Origin of the sequence: Phocoenobacter uteri, from assembly GCF_900454895.1 — a bacterium.
GTDB classification, from domain to species: domain Bacteria; phylum Pseudomonadota; class Gammaproteobacteria; order Enterobacterales; family Pasteurellaceae; genus Phocoenobacter; species Phocoenobacter uteri.
This window is the reverse complement of the sequence record NZ_UGTA01000001.1, coordinates 1,188,013-1,212,480: the sequence shown is the minus strand read 5'-3', so window position 1 is coordinate 1,212,480 and position 24,468 is coordinate 1,188,013. Positions and strand designations below refer to the sequence as shown.

Sequence of the window (24,468 nt, the reverse complement as noted above, 5' to 3'; positions counted from 1 at the left end):
GATTAAGTTTTATAGAATCATACTAAAAGGAACATAAATGACAACCGATCAACATAAAATAGACGTTTTTGTTATTAACCTAGAAAAATCAATAGAAAGACGTCATATTATTCAGCAACAATTTGAAAAACTTCCTCAAAAAATAACTTTCCAATATTTTAATGCCATCAATGGAAAAGAAAATCCCAATTTTTATTTATTTAATAAACATAATGCTGAAAAACGTTTTCGATACAAAGGTAACAAAAGCACATTAGGACAGCTAGGCTGTTTTGCTAGCCACTATTTACTTTGGGAAGAATGTATGAAATTAGATCGTCCTATAATTATTTTAGAGGATGATGCTATTCTTCATCAAACATTCTGTGATGTATATTCTTTTTTAAATTCAAAACAGAATCAGTTTGAATTTTTGTGGTTGAGTCCACCATCTCCATCGAAACGTTCACAAAAAAGTGATTTTGTTACTAAAATTGATAAAACTTCAAATGAGATAAGACAGTTTTATAAAGGCTGGAGTAATACAACAGGTTATTATATTACTCCTAATACAGCAAAAAAATTGTTAGATTATACTCAAGAATGGATTTTTGATGTTGATATTACAATGGATAGATATTGGGAAAATAATATTAAACATTTAGCAATTACACCCTATTGTTTAGAGCCTGATTTATCTTTGGATAGTAACATTCCGGTAGATAAAGGTAGGAAAGAACGTACTCTTTTAGTTCGTTTAAGAAGAGAGTTATATGCTCTTAAAGACAGAATAAATAAATTTATTTTTGATATAAAAACTAGAGACTAAATATTTTTAATTATAATAAAAGGGGCTAAAAGCCCCTTGAAATCATTGATGTTAAAACTATTCTTCTTCAAATAATTTTAACTCACGGCTACGAACTTGTGTTTTTAGCATTTGTATAAATTCTTCAACTTTGATTGAGCCTAAATCCTTACCTTTACGGGTACGCACTGCCACTTTGCCTTCGGCAATTTCTTTATCGCCACAAACTAGCATATAAGGCACGCGACGTAAGGTATGTTCGCGGATTTTAAACCCGATTTTTTCATTACGTAAATCAGATTTCACACGTAAGCCTGCGTCAGATAACTGTTTCACCACAGAGTGAACGTAATCCGCTTGGCTGTCTGTGATATTTAACACGACCGCTTGTGTTGGTGCTAACCACGCTGGGAAGAAACCAGCATATTCTTCGGTAATGATACCGATGAAGCGTTCTAATGAGCCTAAAATCGCACGGTGGATCATAACCGGTGTTTTACGTTCGCTGTCTTCTGCAACATAAGACGCATTTAAGCGACCTGGTAACGCGAAGTCTAACTGGATCGTACCACATTGCCATTCACGACCTAAACAATCGTGTAAGGTAAACTCAATTTTAGGACCGTAGAATGCCCCTTCACCTTCTTGAATTTCATAGCTTAAACCATTGGTTTTTAATGCTGCTGCTAAGCCTGTTTCTGCGTGATCCCACATTTCGTCAGAACCGATACGGCTTTCAGGACGAGTAGAAAGTTTCACTTCAATTTCATTAAAGCCAAAGGTGCTGTAAATGTCGTAAACCATTTTGATACAGCTTGTTACTTCGCTTTCAACTTGGTCTTCCATACAGAAAATATGGGCATCATCTTGAGTAAAGCCACGCACACGCATTAAGCCGTGTAATGAACCTGATGGCTCGTTACGGTGACAAGAACCAAATTCTGCCATACGCAATGGTAAATCACGATACGATTTTAAGCCTTGATTGAAGATTTGCACGTGACCCGGGCAGTTCATCGGTTTTACGCAATATTCACGGTTTTCTGATGACGTGGTAAACATTAAATCGCCGTAATTTTGCCAGTGACCTGTACGCTCCCAAAGAACGCGATCCATCATAAACGGACCTTTTACTTCTTGATAATCATATTCTTTTAATTTGGTACGCACGAAGGTTTCTAGCTCACGGAAGATTGTCCAACCGTCATTGTGCCAGAACACCATACCTGGTGCTTCTTCTTGCATATGGTATAAATCTAACGCTTTACCGATTTTACGGTGGTCACGTTTTGCCGCCTCTTCTAAGCGTTTTAAGTAAGCTGATAATTGTTTTTTATCTGCCCACGCTGTACCGTAAATACGTTGTAACATTTTGTTATCACTGTTACCACGCCAATATGCACCTGCCACTTTTTGTAATTTAAAGTGTTGGCAGAATTTCATATTTGGCACATGTGGACCACGACACATATCGATATATTCTTGGTGATGATATAACGCAGGCGTATCACATTTATCAATATTTTCCGTTAAAATTTCTAATTTATAAGATTCGCCACGCGCTTCAAACGCATCGTAAGCATCTTGCCAACTACCCACTTTTTTGATCACTTCGTAGTTTGTTTTAGCAAGTTCTAACATTCTTTTTTCAATTTTTTCAAGATCTTCTAAGGTTAAAGAATGTTCTAAATCAACATCATAGTAAAAACCGTTGTCGATTGTTGGACCAATCGCCATTTTTACATTTGGGTAAAGTTGTTTAATTGCGTGACCTAAAAGGTGAGCACAAGAGTGACGAATAATCTCTAATCCGTCTTCATCTTTGGCAGTAATAATTTCTAATTTACTGTCTTGTTCGATAAGATCGCACGCATCACGACGTACGCCATTTACACGACCCGCAATCGTTGCTTTTGCAAGACCTGAACCGATACTTTGTGCAACTTCTAAAACTGAAACTGCATTTTCAAACTCACGAGTTGAGCCGTCTGGTAAAGTAATAACTGGCATAATTTTTTTCCTTACAGTGGTCGCCCATACAAAAGGCAACTTGTTATTGGTCTTTGAAAAAATGATTTTTCTTTGACTATATTAATAAAATAAAAAAGGCAGATATTTTCTGCCCCACAAATCCTTTGCTTATTTTTACCCTTACAATAGGCGAAAAAAGCGGTGCAATTTTAACATAAATTTGCAAATTCTCAAATTTTAGCAAAACGAAATAATACTTGCAGAATAAAATGGAAAGATTTACAGTATCCCCAAATAAAGGGAAGAAAATAACAGGTTTAACAATACGTTATTATGGCTGTTCGGGTAATATTTGTTGCAAGTCTTAATAAATACAGAAAGATAACCGATACAGAAATAAATAAAATAATCATCTTTAGATTATTTTTGTAAATTTTAAAATAAAAAAGACCGCTTCATCGTGGCTTTTGTTGTGTTAAAACTATTTATACTAAGGAGATACTATGTTTATCGAAATTTATGGGCGTTTGAGTTGCCCTTATTGTGTTAGAGCTATTACTCTTGCTGAAAAAATGACAGAGCAATTAGAAGATTGTAAATTTGAATTTACAGATATGATTGCTAAAAATATTTCAAAAGAAGACCTTGAGCCAAGAGTAGGCAAAAAAGTTGCGACAGTGCCTCAAATTTTCATTGATAATAAGCACATTGGTGGTTGTACTGAATTCCAATCTCTAGTTAGACAGGAATTCAGTATTACACTTTAAATAATTCAAAATAGAATTACGATTCAAAGAGGGGGGTGCTTAAATAACGCTCTGAAGCCGATGGCAAAATAGCAACAATTACTTTGTTTGCAAATTCAGGTTGTTTGGCTAAACGATCCGCTACAGCTACAGCAGCACCAGATGAAATACCAACTAATAGTCCTTCTTTGGCCATAAGTTGGCGAGCAGTGTTGAACGCCGTTTCACTATCTACTTGTTCAACTTTGTCAATTAAGCTTAAATCTAAATTTTTAGGGATGAAACCTGCACCAATGCCTTGAATTTTATGTGGTGCTGGTTTTATCTCTTCGCCTTTCAGTGTTTGTGTAATTACTGGTGATTCTGCTGGCTCGACAGCAACACTGATAATTGATTTTTGTTTTTCGTGTTTAAAATAGCGAGAAATACCAGTAATAGTGCCTCCCGTTCCAACACCTGCAACAATAGCATCAACCTTACCTTCTGTTGCCCTCCAAATTTCGGGTGCAGTAGTTTTTTGATGAATATAAGGATTAGCTGGGTTTTCAAATTGCTTTAACATAACATAATGGGTTGGATCGCTTTCAAAAATTTCATTTGCTCTATTGATCGCCCCTTTCATTCCAAGTGAGCCTTCTGTTAACACTAAATTCACTCCGAGACCGCGTAATAATTTTTTACGTTCAAGACTCATTGTTTCAGGCATTGTTAACGTGATTTTATAACCTCGAGCAGCCGCGACATAAGCAAGAGCGATTCCCGTATTTCCACTTGTTGCATCAAGAATTTCTTTTTCTGGCGTTAATATTCCATCCTTCTCGGCCTGCCACACCATATTTGCACCAATACGGCACTTCACACTAAAACTCGGATTACGAGATTCCACTTTGACTAATATGTTGCCGTTATTTCCAAAATGTTTTAAGCGAACAAGGGGAGTATGTCCAATGGTTAAAGAATTATCATCATAGATTTTCATTATAAGCTCCGTTATATCAAGAAATGGATTAGGATCATCATACTGTTTTTTTGATGAGATAGTAAGTGGAGATAATGATGAGATATAAAAAAACCTAAAAATAAATAATTATTTTTAGGTTTGATAATATTATTTTATCAGAATTATTTTACTAAATCTTTTAATGCTTTACCTGCAGTAAATGCTGGAACATTAGATGCTGCAATTTGAATTTCTTCTTTAGTTTTTGGGTTACGTCCTGTGCGAGCTTTACGGTGATTTACTTTAAAAGTACCAAAACCGATAAGTTGCACTGGTTCGCCTTTTTGTAAACTTCCAGAAATCGCATCTAGGGTTGCTTCTAATGCTGCTTTTGCTTGTTTTTTATTTAACTCAGAAGCACTAGCGATTGCATCAATTAGTTCACTTTTGTTCATAAGAATATCCTCTACAATTTAGTTTAAAAGAAAATTTTAGCTCATTTTTTATTTAGAGCAAGTATGTCGTACAGTTGCACTGCTTAGCATAATAGAAACTTAGAAATAATCAAAGTAAATAATGCAAAAAGTATGATAAATGTCACACTTATTGGTTGAATTTTAAACCAATATTGCTAATTCCACTTTCTCTAAGCTGGCTTTTAAGCTCTAGCAGTAATTCAATGTCACGTTTATCGCACTCTTTTAACTCTCGGTAAACCCACCATTGTAGGTCTAATTCTTGTTCAATTTCGGGCAATGCTTTTAACTCTTGTTCGTTAAATTCACGGTCTTCTAATGTCTCTAAATAAGAAATAATCGTTGAAATTGAAATTTGGCTCACCAAAATAGACTGTTCTAAATGCTCGCCCGCAATAATACTATGCAATAATTCTGCAACGGCTTTACAGGCATCTTCGGCTGGGAAGACGCCATAGAAATCAAATTCATTAGTATCAGGAATGATTTCTTCTAATTTTTGAAGTTGATTTTCAAAATTGATTTTTGCCCCTTTAATGGTTAAATATTCCCACACAAGGTTTAAAATATTTTGCAAAACTTTTGCATTTTCTGACCGCTTATCCTCTTTTGAATAAGCAACATCACAGAAAAGTTGAAAGTTTGGTAGCATTCTTTCACAAATACAAAGGCTAAAAGCCAAATGTTGCCAAGTGCTAAAACGTTCAATTCGTTTATGAATAGGATTTCTCATCTTTTATATTCCTATTATTTGGTTTCTTGTGCATCTAAAAATCTTTCCGCGTCTAATGCTGCCATACAGCCTGTTCCCGCTGATGTAATCGCCTGACGATATTGATGATCCATCACATCACCCGCAGCAAACACACCTTCCACACTTGTTGCAGTCGCATTGCCGTTTAAGCCTGAGTTCACGACGATATAGCCGTTATTAAGTGCTAATTGATTTTCAAAAATAGCTGTATTCGGTGAGTGACCGATCGCAATAAAGATACCGTCCACTTTCACTTCTTCCAAGCTATCATCTTTGGTTGATTTGATTTTCGCCCCAATTACGCCCATAGTATCGCCCAACACTTCTTCAAGAGTGCGATCGGTATGTAAAATCACTTTGCCTTCTTCAACACGTTTCATCAAACGATCCACAAGGATCTTTTCACAACGGAATGAATCACGGCGATGAATTAAATGTACTTCTGATGCAATATTAGATAAATATAATGCTTCCTCAACCGCTGCATTTCCACCACCGACAACCGCAACAGGTTTGTTACGATAGAAAAATCCGTCACAAGTCGCACAAGCAGACACACCACGTCCTTTGAAGGCTTCTTCTGATTCCAAACCTAAATACTTCGCTGAAGCGCCTGTCGCAATAATTAACGCATCACAAGTAAAGGTATTTGAATCCCCTTTTAAAGTGAAAGGTCGTTTTGATAAATCAACAGAGTGAATATAATCAAACACCATTTCAGTCTCAAATTTTTCAGCGTGAGCCAGCATTTTATTCATCAATTCCGTGCCAGTAATTTGCTCAAATTCCCCAGGCCAGTTTTCAATCTCATCGGTTGTGGTTAATTGCCCACCTTGCTGCAAACCGGTTACTAACACAGGGTTTAAGTTTGCACGTGCCGCATAAATTGCCGCCGTATAGCCCGCAGGGCCAGATCCTAAAATCAATAATTTACAATGTTTTGTTGTCATTTTTATTCCTTAAATTATAAGCGGTTATATTTTCATCAAAATTTACAAAAATAAATATCCGTCAATTCTACCATTATTATCATAACGAACCTACTAGATATTTTCTTTGGTCGGATGATCTTGCCTATTATAAAAATTGCTTCTTTATTCTAAAAAATGATCCACATCACATTTTTTGAATAAATTTTATAAAAAATTAAAATCACGCTCGACAGTTGTTTTTTTTTTGTACAATTATTGTCATCAATTATATTGTTATGGAGGTTGTATGAAAAAATCGTTTTTATTGATTATTTTATCTTTAAGTTTTGTGACTTCATCATTTGCTCAAAATTATTGGAGAACAAGTGAAATAGTTAAAGATTATGAAAGAACCAAAACCTGTGTTAATGAGGTAGAGGCATTTTATAAATTTTGGCAAAAACGCGAAGAGGTTATTGCTCAATGTGCTCGTGATTCTGAAAGTGTTTACATTTTTAAAAAAATGGAAAAATGTATTGAAAGACGGAATGCTGTAACAAAGCTCCTTGAGTCTGAAAGTACAACGTATCAGGAATGTGCAAAACGTATTTAAGAGTCAAGTCAGTGAAATCAACTAACGAAGAGTTAGAATTTTTACAGCAAAAATTAAAAAATATGCTTTCTGAGATGGGGCTGACTCAACAGAAAGCATTTGATATTATTTATGAAAAAGAAGAGCTTATAAATGATTTTGAGAACTTTAAAACAGTGTTTAAAAAAAGTTTTCTAAAATCATTTAAAAAAGAGAAAGTTGGTAAGCTACGCAACTATATCAACATCTTGAAATCAAGTGATGAATATCAAAATCTTTCCCGTACTCCTACAAATTTATCATCACAATTCTACTTGAAATATTCTCCGTTATCAGAAGATACAGAAGGAGATTCATTACAGGAAAAGCCACAGAATATGAAATTGTTTGCAGATGAAATCCTTCAAATAAAAAATATTGCTGATTTAAGTTATAAAGAAATAGCGGATGTTTTATCAGAAGAACTTGAAAAGGATATTTCAGAAGAAGCATTGAAAAAGGCAATTGCTCGGGGTAAAAGTAAACGCTTAGAACAGTACTATTATATTTTGAAAGAACACTGTGAAAAATATAAAACTTGCATTAAATATCGCTGTATTTTTGAAGCAGATGATCGTATTTTAAGTGAGGCGGAAATTAAAGAAGCCCAAAGAAAGGGAAGAGAAATTGCACGAAAATTAAAACAGGAAATGTTAGAAAAACAAGATGAAGAAGTATAAGTTGTAATGCTGTGATTTACTATATTCTCTTGTTTTTATAGGGTATTTCCGTTTATGACTTTATCTTTTAGGATTTTATAAAACAATGATTATTGTTCATCATATCTTCCCATCTTTTTGCAAAAAGTGATAAAAATATAACCGCTTGTTTTAGATTTGTTTAATAATAAAAATGAGGGAAATAGGCTTAATCGAAAAAATTTGAAATTTTTATTATTACTAGTTTTATAGGTATTAGAAAGGCTATGAGTAAAAAGAGTTTTTATTGTGACAGTAAATGAGATTGATATAAACATAATAGAAATTTGATAAAACCGAGGGATACTGTTGTATCTATGTATGCCATTTGCTTTTGATATTATGATTTTTAAAGATACTAATATCTTTGATTTTTTTGAAAGTAATCATGCTATTACAAATAGAATATTTATTGAATCTTATGCTAAGTACAGAATTCGTAGATATTAGTCATAAAGAAAAGTTGTTATTTGAAAAGTGGGCTAAAACACTATAGCATAGGTTTTTCCCACTTTTTTAATACTATTTAAATTGTAAAATAGTGTTTTTATTAGAACCCAACCACAATACAATCTGCGATAGGTTTGACTTTTTGCATGATCTTTTTTGCTTCTGATTTTGTGTTAATTGGTGCAATAATCACTCTATTCCACTTATTACCTTTGATTACTTGAGCGTTAAATCCAGCCATAGATAAGCGAGCATACATATTTTCTGCTTGATCACTGTTTCTAAATGCACCACACTGTACACCAAAACGAGCGGTGGGTTTAGGACTGTTTTGTTTAGCTTGTTCTCTTTGTGCTTGGCGTTGTTGTTCAAGTTTCTTTTGTTCAATTGCTAAACGTTCATCTTCGGCACGCTGTTGCTCTAAACGTTGCTGTTTTTCTTGCTCTTTATCTACCTTGCTTTCTTTTTGAATACGGATAATCGGTGTTTCAATAGGTTTAATTTGTGGGGTAGCAGAGGCTGTATTGTTTGCCTGCTCAATTTCAGCAAGGCGTCTTTGTTCTGCTAATTCTCTCTCTTTTAGTAATGCTTTTTGTTTCTCATTCAGCTGAGCAAGTTTATTGAAAGCCTGCTCATCATCAACAGCGATTTCTCTGGTTTCTAGATCACGGATGTAGCTATAACGCTCTTCTGGGCGGCTTGGTAGAATACTTTGTTCTTTTGGTTCTGGCTTAGTTATTACTGTTTTTTGAACAGGCACAGGCGCTTTTTCTTTTAAAAACCATAAAAATGATACTGCTGATAATAGAAGAATGATAATAATAGCAAAAATAAAGACTCTATTATTATTACTTTTTTTAGATTGGCGAACATAATCTCGTTTTTGCACAGGATAACCTTATAAAAATAAATCATAATTATGGGGATTTTACTTTAAAACAGATATTTTTACTAGGAATAGTCAAAAACAAGCGGTGTGATTTTGCAAATTTTTTACAAAATCACACCGCTTAGTAGGTTATTGAACCGATACTGAATTTTCGGTTTTTACTTGAATTTGGGAGTGAGGCACAATTTCAATCCCTTGTGGCGCTTTTTCTAAGGCTAGACTTAGTACCTCGTCAATGGTTTCTACAGCATAAATTGACAATGCTTGTTTTGCATTCTCAGGGATTTCTTCCAGATCTTTTTCATTCTCTTTTGGAATAATCACGGTTTTAATGCCTCCACGATGCGCTGCCAATAATTTCTCTTTTAAGCCTCCGATTGGCAAGACTTTACCACGTAAACTAATTTCACCTGTCATTGCTACATCAGCTCGAACGGGATTGCCTGTTAAGGTTGAGATTAACGCGGTACACATTGCAATCCCTGCACTTGGGCCATCTTTTGGTGTTGCACCATCAGGTACGTGAACGTGAATATCACGTTTTTCGTGAAAATCACTCGCAATTCCTAATTTTTCAGCTCTCGCACGTACCACAACCATTGCTGTTTGGATTGATTCTTTCATTACATCGCCCAGTGAACCTGTAAATGAGAATTTACCTTTACCAACAACGGAGGCTGTTTCTATCGTGAGCAAATCGCCACCGACTTCTGTCCACGCAAGCCCTGTTACTTCACCAATACGGTTTTGGGTATCCATTTTGCCATAATCAAAGCGTTTTACACCTAAGTAATCATTAAGATTATCCGAATTAACTGTAATTGATTTTAATTTTTTATCTAATACAAGGCTTTTTACTGCTTTGCGACAGATTTTGGCAATTTCACGCTCTAAACTACGCACGCCGGCTTCACGGGTGTAATAGCGAATAATGTCTAAAATTGCACTATCCTCAATGGTTAACTCTTTTTCTTTTAACCCATTGTTTTTCTTCTGTTTTGCAACTAAATGTTTCAACGCAATGTTCATTTTTTCGTCTTCGGTATAACCAGAAAGACGAATGACTTCCATTCTGTCGAGTAGAGCAGAGGGAATATTCATTGAATTTGAGGTTGCCACGAACATTACATCAGAAAGATCGTAATCTACTTCTAAATAGTGATCGTTAAAGGCTTTGTTTTGTTCAGGATCTAACACTTCAAGTAATGCAGAAGCAGGATCGCCACGCATATCCTGTGCCATCTTGTCAATCTCATCAAGCAAGAATAATGGGTTTTTAACCCCTACTTTTGCCATTTTTTGAATTAACTGACCTGGCATTGAACCGATGTAAGTGCGGCGATGTCCACGAATTTCTGCTTCATCACGCACGCCACCTAATGCCATTCGAACATATTTACGCCCTGTTGCATTCGCAATAGATTGTCCCAATGAGGTTTTCCCCACACCTGGAGGACCGACTAAACATAAAATTGGACCTTTTAATTTATTTAAGCGAGTTTGCACCGCTAAATATTCTAAAATTCGCTCTTTTACTCGCTCTAAACCGTGATGATCTTGATCTAAGACCTCTTGGGCTTTTTGCAAATTCTTCTTCACAACTGACCGCTTGCTCCACGGCACTTGTAACAGCCAATCAATATAACCACGTACCACCGTTGCCTCCGCAGAGCCTTGTGGCATTAGTTTTAGCTTTTTAAATTCAGCATCCGCTTTTTCTTTTGCTTCTGCTGGCATTTTAGCCTCATCAATTTTTTGTTTAAGTTGTTCTAATTCACTTGCTTCTTGTTCTTCGCCATTGCCTAACTCTTTTTGAATGGCTTTAATTTGCTCATTCAAATAGTAATCACGCTGATTTTTTTCCATCTGCTGTTTTACACGGTTACGAATACGGCTTTCTGTTTCAAGGGTATCAATCTCCGTTGCCATTGCAATCAGCAAAGCTTCAAAACGCGGAATAAGATCGATGGTTTCTAGCAGTTTTTGTTTTTGTTTTGCTGGGGCAACTAAATTTGCTGCCATCGTATCCGCTAAACGCTCTTCAAAGGTAATTTTTTGTAATTTTGGTAGAATTTCAGCGGGTACTTTTTTATTGTTTTTTACATAATTTTCAAACTCAGATAAGGTAGCCTTTGAAATTGCTTTCAACTCTTTTTCATCATAGATTTCGTCTGAAATGAGTGGTTCAACTGTTGCAAAAATTCCTTCTGGTGTTTCATTGGTATGTTTGATTTTGGCACGGTGTTGCCCTTCAACTAAGACTTTTACAGTACCATCTGGTAGGTTTAGCATTTGAATAATGTTAGCAATCACCCCCACATCATAAATATCATCTATTTTTGGATCTTCATTACTTGGATCTTTTTGAGTGGTTAAAAATAATTGCTTATTATTATCCATTGCTACTTGTAAACTTTTGATTGATTTTTCTCGCCCTACAAATAAAGGCATTACCATAAATGGAAAAACCACTACATCTCTTAATGGAAGTAGTGGCAAATCAAAACTCTCTTTTTTCATCGCCATAATAAACTCTATATTAAATTTTAATTATATTGCTCTATTATGGGGCTTGTTTTGAATATTTCAAGTTAAAATAAGAGAGATTTAAGGGAAGATAAGTGAATCTTCCCTTATTTTTGAGATTAGTTTTTTGTTGGATAAACTTGTTCTATTTTATCATCAGAAATTTTCAAGTAACCTTCATCGCCACTTAGCATTCCTGAATTTATTACACCAGTTTTACAATCGCTGATCGGCATATCATAACCTAATGTGTTGATAATAAAGGTTGCGAGTTGATGATGAATAAGTTTTTTACATTGTTCAAATTGTTTATCAATTGTCTGTTTTAAGGCTTTATTTGGGGTGTAAATAAAGACTGGAACAGTGTAGTTTGCTCCAATATTTGTTCCTTGATTATAAACTTTATTTGATACATTTTGACCGTGATCTGATGTGTAGATGAGTACCCAGTCATCATTTGGCTGTTTTTGTAAAAATTCAAATACTTTTTTGATAAATAAATCTGTATTATAAACGGTGCTATCGTAGTTATCCAAAGGGGTATTACCCTTAAAGATTTTTTCCTCTTCGGTTAAATATTTTCCATAAGGCATATGAGAACCACGCTGATGAAGCACCAAAAAGTGTGAATCATTAGATAAATTCATTTTTTCTAAGTATGGTAGTAATTTGTGATCGTTCATTCCTTCGTAGAGTGAAATACCTTTTTCCGTAGGAAAAGTTACTTTATCAATCCAACGTTTGCCCATAATATTTAAAATCCCCATTTCCCATTCTGGTTGAGAAGAATGGTAGTTTGTTTTAAATCCTTGCTCTTTGGCTAGTCTAAATAAATTAGTATTACCAGTATCAATCTGTTTCATACCATTTGGGTATGGAATGGCATTAAAAAAAGGAGGTAGTGATAATCTTGTAAGTAGCCCAGTAGAATAACTTGTTTTTACAATAGCTTGTTTATCATTGAGCATTTTGTCCAAGAATGGTGTTGTATTACGTGGATAACCAAATACATGTGCATTATTAGCACTCAAGCTTTCTCCAACAATAAAAATAATATTTTTTATTTTAGGTGCATTTGCTTGTGGCTTTGGGTGTGTATAAAAAGGAAGATCACTTAAATGGAAAAATTCATAGGGTAGTGTTTTCCCAATAAAATTAGTAAAAGAGTAAGTATTAGCTTTAATTCGAGAATAATTACTTCTTAAAATAATACTACTATCATGATCAGACTTAAAAGCTCGTCCGCAGAGAAAAATAATGACTAAGAAGAAGAGAATATCAGCAATAATAGAAGATGATTTTTTACGTCTAAATTTAGCAATAGAAAGGAAGAGTGTGAGTTCTACCCCCCCCCATATCATAGGAATAGCAATTCTGTCAAGCATAGAAAAACCAGCATTAGTTACTTCTGTTATTTCAGTAAACATGAGCAAATAATTACGGCTTGTTATCCAAGTTTCATATACTGCATAATGAATATTATTAACGATAAAACCGAAGGTAACAAAGACACCAATAATGATTTGAGTAAAACGATATTTTGCAAAGAAAAAGAGTGCAAGAATAACAAAAGTAAGCACAAAGGTTTCTAGTAATTTTCCTAATGGTGGGAGAGCTAGTAGATGGCGATACAAAATCTCACTGGCGAACAAAACCAATGAATAAATGGTTAAAATTAAAAGATTACGTTTCATTTAGTTTATCCTTAAATTATAGACACAAAAAATAGGCGTACTTTCATACGCCTATTCAGTTTCACTTAATTACAATGCTTCAATTTCTTTATATTGAACTTGTAATTTTTCTAAGCCAGTTTGGTAATCTGCCATTTTGGTTTTTTCTTTTTCAATAACTTGTGCTGGTGCTTTGGCAACAAAGGCTTCATTACCGAGTTTTTTCTCAATACGACTGATTTCGTTATGATATTTCTCGATCTCTTTGTTTAAGCGAGTAAGCTCAGCATCTTTGTTGATGAAATCTGCCATTGGCACTAACACTTCGGTATTACCCACTAATTTTGCTACGCTAAGCGGTGCTTTTTCATCAGCATTTAGCAAATTCACTTCATCAAGTTTAGCAATTGCTTTTAATAGCACTTCATTTTCCGCTAACATTAAGCGGTCATTTTCAGTCGCATTTCTGAATAATAAAGTTAATGCTTTGCTTGGTGCAATGTTGCTTTCTGCACGGATATTACGCACTGCCGTTACCACGTCTTTTAACCAGTTCATTGATTTTTCTGCATCAAGATCTGTTAATTCAGATTCTACTTGTGGGAATGCTTGTAGCATAATGGTGTCAGCTTCAATGTCTGCAAAACCTTTCACTTTTTGCCAAATTTCTTCGGTAATAAATGGCATCATTGGGTGTGATAAACGTAATAATTTTTCTAAAACGTTAATCAAGGTATAGCTTGCACCACGAATTTGAGCTTGTGTGCCGTTTGCAAAAACAGGCTTAGTTAATTCTAAATACCAGTCGCAGAATTGGTTCCAAGTGAATTCGTAAATTGCCGTTGCACACAGGTCAAAACGGAACTGTTTTAAGCTGTTTCTAAATGTTTCAACGGTGCGGTTAAATTCCGATTCGATCCAACGATCTGCCACAGAATATTCGATCTCGCCTTCACTTAAATCTAATTTTTCATTAGTTAGCACAAAACGGCTCGCATTCCATAATTTGTTACAGAAATTACGATAGCCTTCAAGGCGTTTCATATCCCAGTTGATATCACGTCCGTTGGTTGCTAAGGCAGAAAGGGTAAAGCGTAATGCGTCCGTTCCGTGAGCGGCAATACCGTCTTCAAACTGCTTGCGAGTTGATTTCTCAATTTTCGCTGCCATTTGTGGTTGCATCATATTGCCAGTACGTTTTTCAACAAGGGATTCTAAATCAATACCGTCAATCATATCTAATGGATCAAGTACGTTACCTTTAGATTTTGACATTTTTTGACCATTTTCATCACGAATTAAGCCTGTTACATACACAGTTTTGAATGGTACTTGCGGTTTGCCATTTTCATCTTTCACAAAGTGCAACGTCATCATAATCATACGTGCAACCCAGAAGAAAATAATGTCAAAACCAGTAATCAACACATCTGTTGAATGGAACATTTTTAATTCAGGCGTTTGTTTTGGCCACCCCAAGGTTGAGAACGTCCAAAGTGCTGATGAGAACCAGGTATCAAGCACGTCATCATCTTGGCGTAATGTGATATTTTCAGCAATATTGTGCTTTTGACGCACTTCTGCTTCATCACGACCCACGTAAACATTACCTTGCTCATCATACCACGCAGGAATGCGGTGTCCCCACCATAATTGACGAGAAATACACCAGTCTTGTAAATCACGCATCCACGAGAAATATAAGTTTTCATACTGTTTTGGCACGAATTGAATATCGCCATTTTCCACTGCTTCAATCGCAGGTTTAGCTAATTCTTGTACTGCAACATACCATTGATCCGTTAGCATTGGTTCAATCGGCACACCACCACGATCGCCATAAGGCACTTTTAATTCGTGTGGTTCAATTTTTTCTAATAAGCCTAATGCGTCTAAATCAGCAACCACTTTTTTACGTGCAACAAAACGCTCTAAGCCACGAAAATCCGTAGGAATTTCAGCGTTAAAATCAGCTAATTCTTTACCGTTTGATCCCACCACTTCTGGTACATCACGGATATCCGCATTGATCGTCATAATGTTGATCATCGGTAAATTATGGCGTTTACCCACTTCGTAGTCGTTAAAATCGTGAGCAGGGGTAATTTTAACCACACCTGTTCCAAATTCTTTTTCTACGTAATCATCGGCAATAATTGGGATTTCACGGTTTACTAATGGTAATAAAACGGTTTTACCGATTAACGCTTGATAACGCTCATCTTCTGGGTGTACCGCAATTGCCGTGTCGCCAAGCATTGTTTCAGGACGAGTAGTGGCAATAATCACATAATCTTTACCGTCTGCGGTTTTCTCGCCGTTCGCTAATGGATAGCGGAAATGCCACATAGAGCCTTTTGACTCTTTGTTTTCAACTTCTAAATCTGAAATCGCAGTGTGAAGTTTTGGATCCCAGTTTACAAGGCGTTTACCACGATAAATCAAGCCTTCTTCGTGTAAGCGAACGAATACTTCTTTCACTGCTTCTGATAGACTTTCGTCCATTGTAAAACGCTCACGTTCCCAGTCTACTGAGTTACCTAAACGTTTCATTTGCTCAGAAATAGTGCCACCTGATTGTGCTTTCCATTCCCAAATTTTATCAATAAACGCATCACGTCCATAATCGTGGCGTGTTTTGTTTTCTTCTGCTGCGATCTTACGCTCAACCACCATTTGTGTTGCGATACCCGCGTGGTCAGTTCCTGCTTGCCAAAGGGTATTATTGCCTTCCATACGATTAAAGCGGATCAACGTATCCATTAAAGTTTGTTGGAATGCGTGTCCCATATGTAAGCTACCTGTTACATTTGGCGGTGGGATTGCGATTGAAAAGCTTGGATTATTTTCCGTCATTGTCGGTTTAAAATAACCACTTTCTTCCCAGTGTTTATAAAGTGCTTGTTCTACTGCGCTGGCATTAAAACGATCTGCCATTTCAAATTTTTGTGTCATTGTGGTTTCTCTATTTTCTGTTTTCTAAATCGTTGTAGGGGAGTATTAGCAAACGTGTTTGCGTATATTCTCCCGCACGTTAATTTCTATTTTTCGGGAGGATATTCCATTCGCTACGCTCATTCAATCCTCCCCTACGGTGTTAGTTTTTTAAGCGGTGATATTTTTATAATATTTTGCAAATTCTTATAAAAATATCACCGCTTGTTTTAAATCTTTAATCGATTTTTTCAGTTTCTAACTGCCAACCCATTTGGCGAAGTTGTTTATAGCGTTCGCGAGCTTGGGCTTTTTGAGTTTCTTCAACAGGGACAAAATCAAAAATCTGATTAAAACTGCTGATAAAACTCGGTACTTGATTTTGTAAGTTAATCAATAAATCCCTGCGTTGCGTGTTGCGTTTTTCTTTCCAACTGACTTCAATAGGTGTCGCGTAAGTGGTGCTTTCGCCCGATAAATTATGCGGTACAAATTGTTCAGGATCTCTTGCCCATAATGCTTCATCAATATCAAGGGCTTGCTCTTCGGTTTCACAACTGATTAACACTCGCTTGCCTGAACGCCACGCAGTTGCGGCCAAATCACAGGCGACAGAAATAATTGCATCATATTCGCCGATTTTTTGTTGTTGAAGAAGATAAAACGTCGCTTTTTTCACAGATTTTTTGTGTTATTGAAAATAAAGGGTAATTCTAACGGAATAGAATAAAAATGTACACAGGCAAAAGGTGGGTAAAATCGCTTGTCGTATCAGGTGTAAAGGGTTAAAATTTCTAGTTCTGAATTCACTTTTAACTAATTGGTACACAAAATGACGAGCAATACCCCCCAACATATCACTGTTTTATTAAATGAAGCAGTGGACGGATTAGCAATTAAACCTGATGGTATTTATATTGATGGTACTTTTGGGCGTGGCGGTCATTCTCGATTGATTTTAAGTCAATTAGGTGAAAAGGGACGTTTGATTGGTATTGATCGTGATCCTCGAGCGATTGCGGAGGCTGAAACAATTTCTGATCCTCGCTTTCATATTGAACACAATGCGTTTTCTTTTATTCCTGAAATTTGTGAAAAATTACAATTAACAGGCAAAATTGACGGTATTTTGCTGGATCTTGGGGTTTCGTCACCACAACTTGATGAGGCGGAACGAGGCTTTAGCTTTATGAAAGACGGTCCGTTGGATATGCGAATGGATACCACAAAAGGTTTATCCGCAATGGAATGGTTGGCTCAGGTGTCTATTGAAGATTTAACTTGGGTATTAAAAACCTTTGGTGAGGAGCGTTTTGCGAAGCGTATTGCGACAGCGATTGTGAATTATAATAAATCGAATATTGAAAAAATTTCGCGTACCTTGCAATTGGCTCAAATTATTTCAGAAGCAGTGCCTTTTAAAGATAAGCATAAACACCCTGCGACACGTTCTTTTCAGGCGATCCGTATTTATATCAACAGTGAACTTGATGAATTAGAAAAAGCATTAAACTCAGCCCTGAGTGTACTTAATCAAGCAGGACGACTTTCTATTATTAGTTTTCATTCGTTGGAAGACCGAATGGTTAAACAGTTTATGCGTAAGAATAGTAAGGGTAAGTCAATTCCAAAAGGATTGCCGATTTTAGAAAGTGAATTAAATAAAGATATTCCATTAAAAACGATTGGCAAAGCAATTAAGCCATCACAACAAGAAATTGATGTAAACCCTCGTTCACGCAGCGCTGTGCTACGTATAGCAGAAAAGCGTGTGGCAGAAAAACAAATACAAGAATAAGGATTCAAAATGGCAAGTGAACGCTACCCATTAAGACAAGTAATTTTTGATGATTTGATCAATCATAATAAATTAGCCCTTTTTTTGTTATTACTTCTTACGATTACTGGTGTGGTTACCGTTTGGCTGACACATCAGACGCGTTTATTGATCAGTGAAAAAGAGCATTTAATTGCTTATAAAAATAAATTGAATGATCAATATTTGCATATGCAGTTAGAAGAAAATAATAAAACATTTAAGCAAGCCGTTGAAGCAAAAGCAAAAAGCTTCGGAATGCGACCAATTTCAAAAGATCAAGAAATAATTATAGTTGAGTAAATAATGATAAAGCCAAATCAACCTCCGAAACAATCCAAACCAACCAAAAGTTATTTATCGAATCGCTTTAAAACTGTCTATTTTTTTCTTTTTTTACTTGTTATTGCTCTGGTTGGAAAAGTTGCTTACATTCAGATTTATGATTCAGAAAATCTCATTGAAAAAGCAAATGATCGTTCTATTCGTACTCAGACTCTGGAATTTACACGTGGAAGAATTTTAGATCGTAATAAGCGTTTACTTTCTGTGAGCGATTTCCGTTATGCGATCACCCTCGATCCAAAAGTTTATTTTGAAACACTGATTAAGCGTGATAATACACGTTGGAAAGTGCTAGCGATGGAAGTAGGTGCTTCAGCAAGTGGCATTAAAACTAATTTAAGTAAATTTCTCGCTCAAAATAGAAAGCCAAAATATAGCGTGCGTTCTATTTTAAACCCTAGTGATAATAGATACTGGGAGCTGTTAGCACAAGTAACAGGGCTTAATTATAATTTATTGCTTACAAAAGTGCATAATAATCCTTATTCCGCTTTTGTCGCTCTGGATAAAGAAGCAGCAAAAATAGAAAAAATAAAAATGAATAAGTTGGCAAAGGAAGCGGGGACAAGTTATGGACGCTTGATGGCAAAAATTTACAAACACTCACGTCAGCGTTTTATGTATATTACGCGTCATCGTTCAGAAGATATTGCTAACTACGTAAAACAGTTACAGATTAGTGCATTGGTATTGAAAAAAGAGTATAGCCGAGTTTATCCATTAGCGGAGGCAACCTCGCAACTAATTGGTTTTACTGATGTTGACAATAAAGAAGGAATAGAAGGGTTAGAGCGAAGTTTTGATGCTCAGCTTGTTGGAAAAAACGGTAAAAAGATAATTCGTCGGGATTTTAGGGGGAATGTCATTGAAAACATTCACGCTGAAAAGCAACAAGATCCACAAGATGTCATATTGAGTATTGATGAAGAATTGCAGATGATGGTTTATCAAGAAATCAAGAAAGCAGTGATGGAAAATAGAGCGAAATCTGGCACGGCGGTTTTGGTTGATATTCAGACAGGTGAAATTTTAGCAATGGCGAATGCACCATCATTTAATCCTAATGATCGTTCAAAATATAAATCTGAATTAGCACGAAATAGAGCAATTACAGATACCTTTGAACCAGGTTCAACGGTTAAACCTTTTGTGGTTTTAACTGCATTACAAAATGGGGTTACTTATCGTGATGAAGTGATTAACACACGCCCTTTTATTGTGAATGGACATCGCATTCACGATGTAGCACCAAGAGAACAACTCTCTCTTGAAGGTATCTTACAAAAATCAAGTAATGTGGGGGTGAGTCGTCTTGCACTACGAATGTCTCCTGCTGTTTTAATGGGTACTTATTCCAAAATAGGCTTTGGTGAAGATACTGGTTTGGGGTTAGGCGAGCGTCGAGGAACGAATGGAGATCGTGTTAGATGGTCTGATATTGAACGTGCAACCGTTGCTTACGGTTATGGTTTAGAAGTCACACCATTACAGCTAGCAAGAGCTTATGCAACACTGGGCAGCTTTGGTATTTATCGTCCACTTTCTATCACGAAAGTGACTCCACCAGTGATAGGTGAACGAGTATTGCCAGAGCGAATTACAAGGGATGTGGTTCATATGATGGAAAGCGTTGCAAGAACTGGCGGTGGTGGTATTAAAGCTGCTGTGGATGGTTACCGTGTTGCTATTAAAACAGGAACGGCCAAAAAATTGGAAAAAGGGCAATATGTAGATAAATATATTGCTTACACAGCAGGAGTTGCTCCTGCGAGTGATCCTAAGTTTGCTTTAGTTGTACTTATCAATGAACCTCGTGGTGAGAAGTATTATGGAGGAGCAATTTCAGCACCGGTATTCTCAAAAATAATGGGATACACTCTAAAAGAACGCAATATTAAACCTGATAATTTAGGAAAAGAAGAATAACAATGAAACGTTTAATCACGATTATTCCTGAGCTTGCCGATTTAGGCTCAATGGAATTAAAAAATATTTGTTTAGATAGTCGTCAAGTGGGTGAAGGTGATTTATTTATCGCCCTAAAAGGTCATCAAGTTGATGGACGAGATTTTATTCCAAGAGCTATTGAGCAAGGGGCAAATTTAATTTTAAGTGAAGCAGATACTGAACAACAAGCGGTTACTTTTGATCAAAAATTTGCAAAAAATGAAAAAAATTCGACCGCTTGTATAGTGGTAAATGTTCCAAATCTCGCCCAAAAAGTGTCACAAATTGCCGGTGAATTTTATGGACATCCTTCAAAAAAATTAACCTTAGTTGGGGTAACAGGTACAAACGGAAAAACCACTGTCGCTCAGCTTTTAGCACAATGGCATAACTTGATTGGCGGAAAATCGGCAGTAATGGGAACGATCGGAAATGGTTTGTATCCTGATATGCAAGAGGCGGTAAACACTACAGGTTCAGCTATTGAAATTCAAGGTTATTTATCGCAATTTATTGAACAAAAAGCAGATTTTTGTGCAATGGAAGTCTCATCGCACGGCTTGGTGCAACACCGTGTTGAAGCGTTAGAATTTGATGTGGCAGTGTTTACGAATTTAAGCCGTGATCATTTGGATTATCACAAAACAATGGACGAATATGCAAAAGCCAAATTCCGTCTACTTAGCGAATTAAACACGCGGCATAAAGTGATTAACTTTGATGATGAAGTGGGCAAACAATGGTTAGAACAATTACCGAATGCCGTTGCGGTTAGTTGTGTTCCAAAGGCTGAAATCACGCAAAAACAGTGGTTACAAGCCACAAAAATTACCTTTAATCAGCAAGGTGCAAGCATTGAATTTGCATCAAGTTGGGGTGAAGGCAAAATTGAAAGTAAATTGATAGGGGCATTTAATGTCAGCAATTTACTTACTGCATTAGCGACCTTATTAGTTTTAGGACACAATTTGCAAAAATTGATCGAAATCGCACCGCTTTTAACAGGTGTATGTGGACGTATGGAATCTTTTAGCGGATCAGAATGCCCAACCGCAATCGTGGATTACGCTCACACACCAGACGCTCTTGAAAAAGCGTTGCAAGCCGCACGTTTACATTGTGACGGCGATTTATGGTGTGTATTTGGTTGTGGTGGTGATCGTGATACTGGCAAACGTCCACAAATGGCAGAAATTGCTGAGCGTTATGCGGACAAAGTGATCGTTACGGATGACAACCCACGCACCGAAGATCCTGAAACCATTACCGATGATATTTTAAAAGGCTTTATCAAACCGAAAAAAGTAACGGTAATGCACATTCGACAATATGCAATCCGAGAAGCAATGGCAAAAGCCGATCCAAAAGATGTGGTACTAATTGCCGGCAAAGGACACGAAGATTATCAAATTATTGGTACGAAAAAATACCATTTTTCAGATCAAGAAGAAGTGAAGAAATATATCAATGATTAAACTAAATTTAAAAACAATCGCAGATATTCTCAATGCTCGTTTGGTTGGCGATGAAAATATTTGTGTGGAAAACATTAGCACAGACACACGTCAAGCGGTGGAAAAAGGACTGTTTTTTGCATTAAAAGGTGAGAATTTTGACGCACATAACTACTTAGCCCAAGCCGTTAAACAAGGTTGTGTGGCGGTTGTGGTTGAGCAAGAAATGGAAATTGATGTGCCACAGCTTATCGTGAAAGATACGCGTTTAGCTTTAGGTCAGTTGGGAAAATGGCTTAAAGCAAAAATCAATCCGAAAACGGTCGCGATGACGGGATCATCGGGCAAAACAACGGTGAAAGAAATGATTGCAAAAATCTTGCAAAATATGACCGCTTACCCTGATGACGTGTTGTTTACTTTTGGTAATTTAAACAACGATCTTGGGGTGCCGTTAACCTTGTTACGTCTAAATGAAAACCATAAATTTGCGGTGGTTGAGTTAGGGGCAAATCATTTGGGCGAAATTGCTTACACGACGAATTTAGTCAAACCAGACGCGTGTTTAATTAACAATGTGACCTCTGCTCATTTGGAAGGTTTTGGTTCGCTAGAAGGTGTCGCAAAAGCCAAAGGCGAGATTTATCAAGGCTTGAATGAAAATGGCGTAGCGATTATTAACTTAGATTACCCTGAGTGGCAAAATTTATGGCAACAAACGATTGCAGGGCGAAAAACACAGACGTTCTCAGCAAATAATCAAACCGCTGATTTTTATGCAAAAGATATTCAATTAACCTTAACGGGGGCGAACTTTGTTTTAGGTACGCCACAGGGTGAGATTGAAATTCATTCCTCTTATTTGGGCGAACATAATATCAGCAATGCGTTGGCAGCAACTTCGTTAGCGATGGCGGTTGGGGCTGATTTGCAAGCCGTAAAATTAGGGCTTGAACAACAATCAAAAGTGAAAGGACGTTTGTATCCGATTGAAATCAATAAGAATTTATTACTGATTGATGATGCTTATAATGCGAATGTTGGTTCGTTAAAATCGGCAGTTTCCGTATTAAAAAATTATCCAGCATTTAGAATTTTAGCAGTTGCTGATATGGGCGAGTTAGGGGCTGAGAGCAAGGCTTGTCATCAGCAAGTGGCAGATTTTGTTAAAGACGCTGAGCTTGATTTGGTGGTTTCTTTTGGGAAAGAAAGTGCGGTAATCAGCAATAATTTAGAACATCATTTTACCGATAAACAAGCAATGTGTGATTTTTTAATGCCGATAATTTTGCAAAAATCACAACAAAAACAACCGCTTGTATTATTAGCAAAAGGCTCACGTAGTCAAAAAATGGAAGAGCTTATCGCTCTTTTAGTTAAACAATTAGAAAAATAAGGATAAACAATGTTAGTTTGGCTTGCAGAATATTTGGTGAAATATAATACCGTATTTCACGTCGTATCTTATATTTCATTTCGTGCCATTATGGCACTTTTAACCGCAATGGGAATCGGTTTATGGATTGGTCCAAAAGTGATTCGCCGTTTGCAAATCTTAAAATTTGGGCAAGAAGTACGTAAAGATGGTCCAGAAAGTCACTATAAAAAACGTGGTACGCCGACAATGGGCGGAATTATCATTCTGCTTGCGATTGGCGTAAGTACTTTATTATGGGCAAATTTAGCCAACCTTTATGTGTGGTTTGTGATGTTCGTTCTCTTTGGTTATGGTGTCGTCGGTTTTGTGGACGATTACTGGAAAATCACACGTCAAAGCACAGACGGTTTAATCGCTCGCTGGAAGTATTTTTGGCTTTCAGTTATCGCATTAGTCGCTATTTTTTGTATGTATGTAATCGGAAAAGACACCGCTGCGACACAATTAGTTGTACCATTTTTTAAAGAATTTATGCCACAGTTAGGAATTTTCTACATTGTTTTAGGCTATTTTGTGATTGTAGGTACGAGTAATGCAGTAAATCTAACCGATGGTTTAGACGGTTTAGCCATCGTCCCAACCATTATGGTCGCCTCTGCTTTTGGTTTGATTGCGTGGGCAACAGGGAACATTAACTTTGCACAATACTTACACATTCCATTTATTAAATTCAGTGGCGAATTAGCCGTTGTGTGTACCGCCATTGTCGGTGCAGGACTTGGCTTCCTTTGGTATAACACCTACCCAGCATTAGTCTTTATGGGCGACGTCGGCTCACTCTCACTCGGTGGTGCGTTGGGCGTTATCGCCATTTTAGTTCGCCAAGAATTATTACTTGTGATTATGGGGGGGGTGTTTGTGGTCGAGGCTCTGTCTGTAATTTTACAAGTCGGTTCATTTAAACTTCGCAAAAAACGTATTTTCAGAATGGCACCGATTCACCACCACTTCGAACTCAAAGGCTGGCCAGAACCACGTGTTATTATGCGATTTTGGATTATTACGTTAATGTTGGTATTGGTGGGGTTAGTGACGTTGAAGTTGAGATAGGTTGTTTGAAAATTGCATTTTTTACAAAAATG

Annotated in this window: 20 protein-coding genes; 10 read left to right on the top strand and 10 right to left on the bottom strand. The window is 36.5% G+C overall.

Translation table 11 applies throughout. From position 1 onward, the window contains the following. Positions 1–37 precede the first annotated feature (37 nt). Complete coding sequence (locus DYE60_RS05505; RefSeq protein ID WP_115315633.1) at positions 38–808, top strand: glycosyltransferase family 25 protein; 771 nt, start codon at positions 38–40, stop codon at positions 806–808. A 57-nt stretch (positions 809–865) separates the two neighbouring features. On the opposite strand, the gene thrS is transcribed toward DYE60_RS05505, so the two are convergent. Next, on the bottom strand, positions 866–2,797 hold the full coding sequence (gene thrS, locus DYE60_RS05500) for a threonine--tRNA ligase (RefSeq protein ID WP_115315632.1): 1,932 nt from the start codon (positions 2,795–2,797) through the stop codon (positions 866–868). 464 nt (positions 2,798–3,261) lie between these two features. On the opposite strand from thrS, the gene DYE60_RS05495 reads away from it, so the two are divergent. Then, the gene (locus DYE60_RS05495; protein WP_115315631.1) at positions 3,262–3,525 is read left to right on the top strand and encodes a GrxA family glutaredoxin; all 264 of its coding nucleotides are present in this window, start codon (positions 3,262–3,264) and stop codon (positions 3,523–3,525) included. A 16-nt stretch (positions 3,526–3,541) separates the two neighbouring features. Here DYE60_RS05495 and cysK read toward each other — a convergent pair whose 3' ends face one another. From cysK to trxB, 4 genes are all read right to left on the bottom strand, one after another. Continuing rightward, entirely contained in the window at positions 3,542–4,483 is a 942-nt protein-coding gene (gene cysK / locus DYE60_RS05490) for a cysteine synthase A (protein ID WP_115315630.1), read from the bottom strand. A gap of 143 nt (positions 4,484–4,626) precedes the next feature. Next, positions 4,627–4,899 carry an HU family DNA-binding protein gene (locus tag DYE60_RS05485; protein ID WP_115315629.1) on the bottom strand — a complete coding sequence of 91 codons (273 nt, stop codon included), beginning with the start codon at positions 4,897–4,899 and terminating at the stop codon, positions 4,627–4,629. A 148-nt stretch (positions 4,900–5,047) separates the two neighbouring features. Then, positions 5,048–5,653, bottom strand: coding sequence for a YjaG family protein (locus DYE60_RS05480; RefSeq protein WP_115315628.1), 606 nt, complete (start codon positions 5,651–5,653; stop codon positions 5,048–5,050). Positions 5,654–5,667: 14 nt separating this feature from the next. Further along, the gene (gene trxB, locus DYE60_RS05475) at positions 5,668–6,624 is read right to left on the bottom strand and encodes a thioredoxin-disulfide reductase (RefSeq protein ID WP_115315627.1); all 957 of its coding nucleotides are present in this window, start codon (positions 6,622–6,624) and stop codon (positions 5,668–5,670) included. A 268-nt stretch (positions 6,625–6,892) separates the two neighbouring features. Here trxB and DYE60_RS05470 point away from each other — a divergent pair, with 268 nt between their 5' ends. Continuing rightward, the gene (locus DYE60_RS05470) at positions 6,893–7,198 is read left to right on the top strand and encodes a hypothetical protein (RefSeq protein ID WP_115315626.1); all 306 of its coding nucleotides are present in this window, start codon (positions 6,893–6,895) and stop codon (positions 7,196–7,198) included. Positions 7,199–7,209: 11 nt separating this feature from the next. Then, the gene (locus DYE60_RS05465) at positions 7,210–7,896 is read left to right on the top strand and encodes a hypothetical protein (protein ID WP_115315625.1); all 687 of its coding nucleotides are present in this window, start codon (positions 7,210–7,212) and stop codon (positions 7,894–7,896) included. Between the two features lie 568 nt (positions 7,897–8,464). Here the strand turns inward: DYE60_RS05465 and ftsN are convergent. From ftsN to DYE60_RS05440, 5 genes are all read right to left on the bottom strand, one after another. Continuing rightward, entirely contained in the window at positions 8,465–9,253 is a 789-nt protein-coding gene (gene ftsN / locus DYE60_RS05460; RefSeq protein WP_115315624.1) for a cell division protein FtsN, read from the bottom strand. A 129-nt stretch (positions 9,254–9,382) separates the two neighbouring features. Beyond that, positions 9,383–11,779: an endopeptidase La gene (gene lon / locus DYE60_RS05455; RefSeq protein WP_424450090.1), complete on the bottom strand. Its 2,397-nt coding sequence runs from the start codon at positions 11,777–11,779 to the stop codon at positions 9,383–9,385. A 119-nt stretch (positions 11,780–11,898) separates the two neighbouring features. Continuing rightward, positions 11,899–13,473, bottom strand: coding sequence for a phosphoethanolamine transferase (locus DYE60_RS05450; protein WP_115315622.1), 1,575 nt, complete (start codon positions 13,471–13,473; stop codon positions 11,899–11,901). Between the two features lie 69 nt (positions 13,474–13,542). Continuing rightward, entirely contained in the window at positions 13,543–16,407 is a 2,865-nt protein-coding gene (locus DYE60_RS05445; RefSeq protein ID WP_115315621.1) for a valine--tRNA ligase, read from the bottom strand. A 217-nt stretch (positions 16,408–16,624) separates the two neighbouring features. Next, positions 16,625–17,065, bottom strand: coding sequence for a DNA polymerase III subunit chi (locus DYE60_RS05440; protein WP_115315620.1), 441 nt, complete (start codon positions 17,063–17,065; stop codon positions 16,625–16,627). A gap of 153 nt (positions 17,066–17,218) precedes the next feature. Between DYE60_RS05440 and rsmH the strand changes: the two genes are divergently transcribed. The 6 genes from rsmH to mraY are packed head-to-tail and all read left to right on the top strand — an operon-like array spanning position 17,219 to position 24,436. Next, positions 17,219–18,184: a 16S rRNA (cytosine(1402)-N(4))-methyltransferase RsmH gene (gene rsmH, locus DYE60_RS05435; protein WP_115315619.1), complete on the top strand. Its 966-nt coding sequence runs from the start codon at positions 17,219–17,221 to the stop codon at positions 18,182–18,184. Between the two features lie 9 nt (positions 18,185–18,193). Further along, on the top strand, positions 18,194–18,505 hold the full coding sequence (gene ftsL / locus DYE60_RS05430; RefSeq protein ID WP_115315618.1) for a cell division protein FtsL: 312 nt from the start codon (positions 18,194–18,196) through the stop codon (positions 18,503–18,505). A 3-nt stretch (positions 18,506–18,508) separates the two neighbouring features. After that, positions 18,509–20,473: a penicillin-binding transpeptidase domain-containing protein gene (locus DYE60_RS05425; protein ID WP_115315617.1), complete on the top strand. Its 1,965-nt coding sequence runs from the start codon at positions 18,509–18,511 to the stop codon at positions 20,471–20,473. A 2-nt stretch (positions 20,474–20,475) separates the two neighbouring features. Continuing rightward, complete coding sequence (gene murE / locus DYE60_RS05420) at positions 20,476–21,969, top strand: UDP-N-acetylmuramoyl-L-alanyl-D-glutamate--2,6-diaminopimelate ligase (RefSeq protein ID WP_115315616.1); 1,494 nt, start codon at positions 20,476–20,478, stop codon at positions 21,967–21,969. Then, on the top strand, positions 21,962–23,344 hold the full coding sequence (gene murF / locus DYE60_RS05415) for a UDP-N-acetylmuramoyl-tripeptide--D-alanyl-D-alanine ligase (RefSeq protein ID WP_115315615.1): 1,383 nt from the start codon (positions 21,962–21,964) through the stop codon (positions 23,342–23,344). The genes murE and murF overlap by 8 nt, the downstream gene beginning before the upstream one ends. Positions 23,345–23,353: 9 nt before the next feature. Beyond that, on the top strand, positions 23,354–24,436 hold the full coding sequence (gene mraY / locus DYE60_RS05410) for a phospho-N-acetylmuramoyl-pentapeptide-transferase (protein WP_115315614.1): 1,083 nt from the start codon (positions 23,354–23,356) through the stop codon (positions 24,434–24,436). The last annotated feature ends 32 nt before the right edge of the window (positions 24,437–24,468 follow it).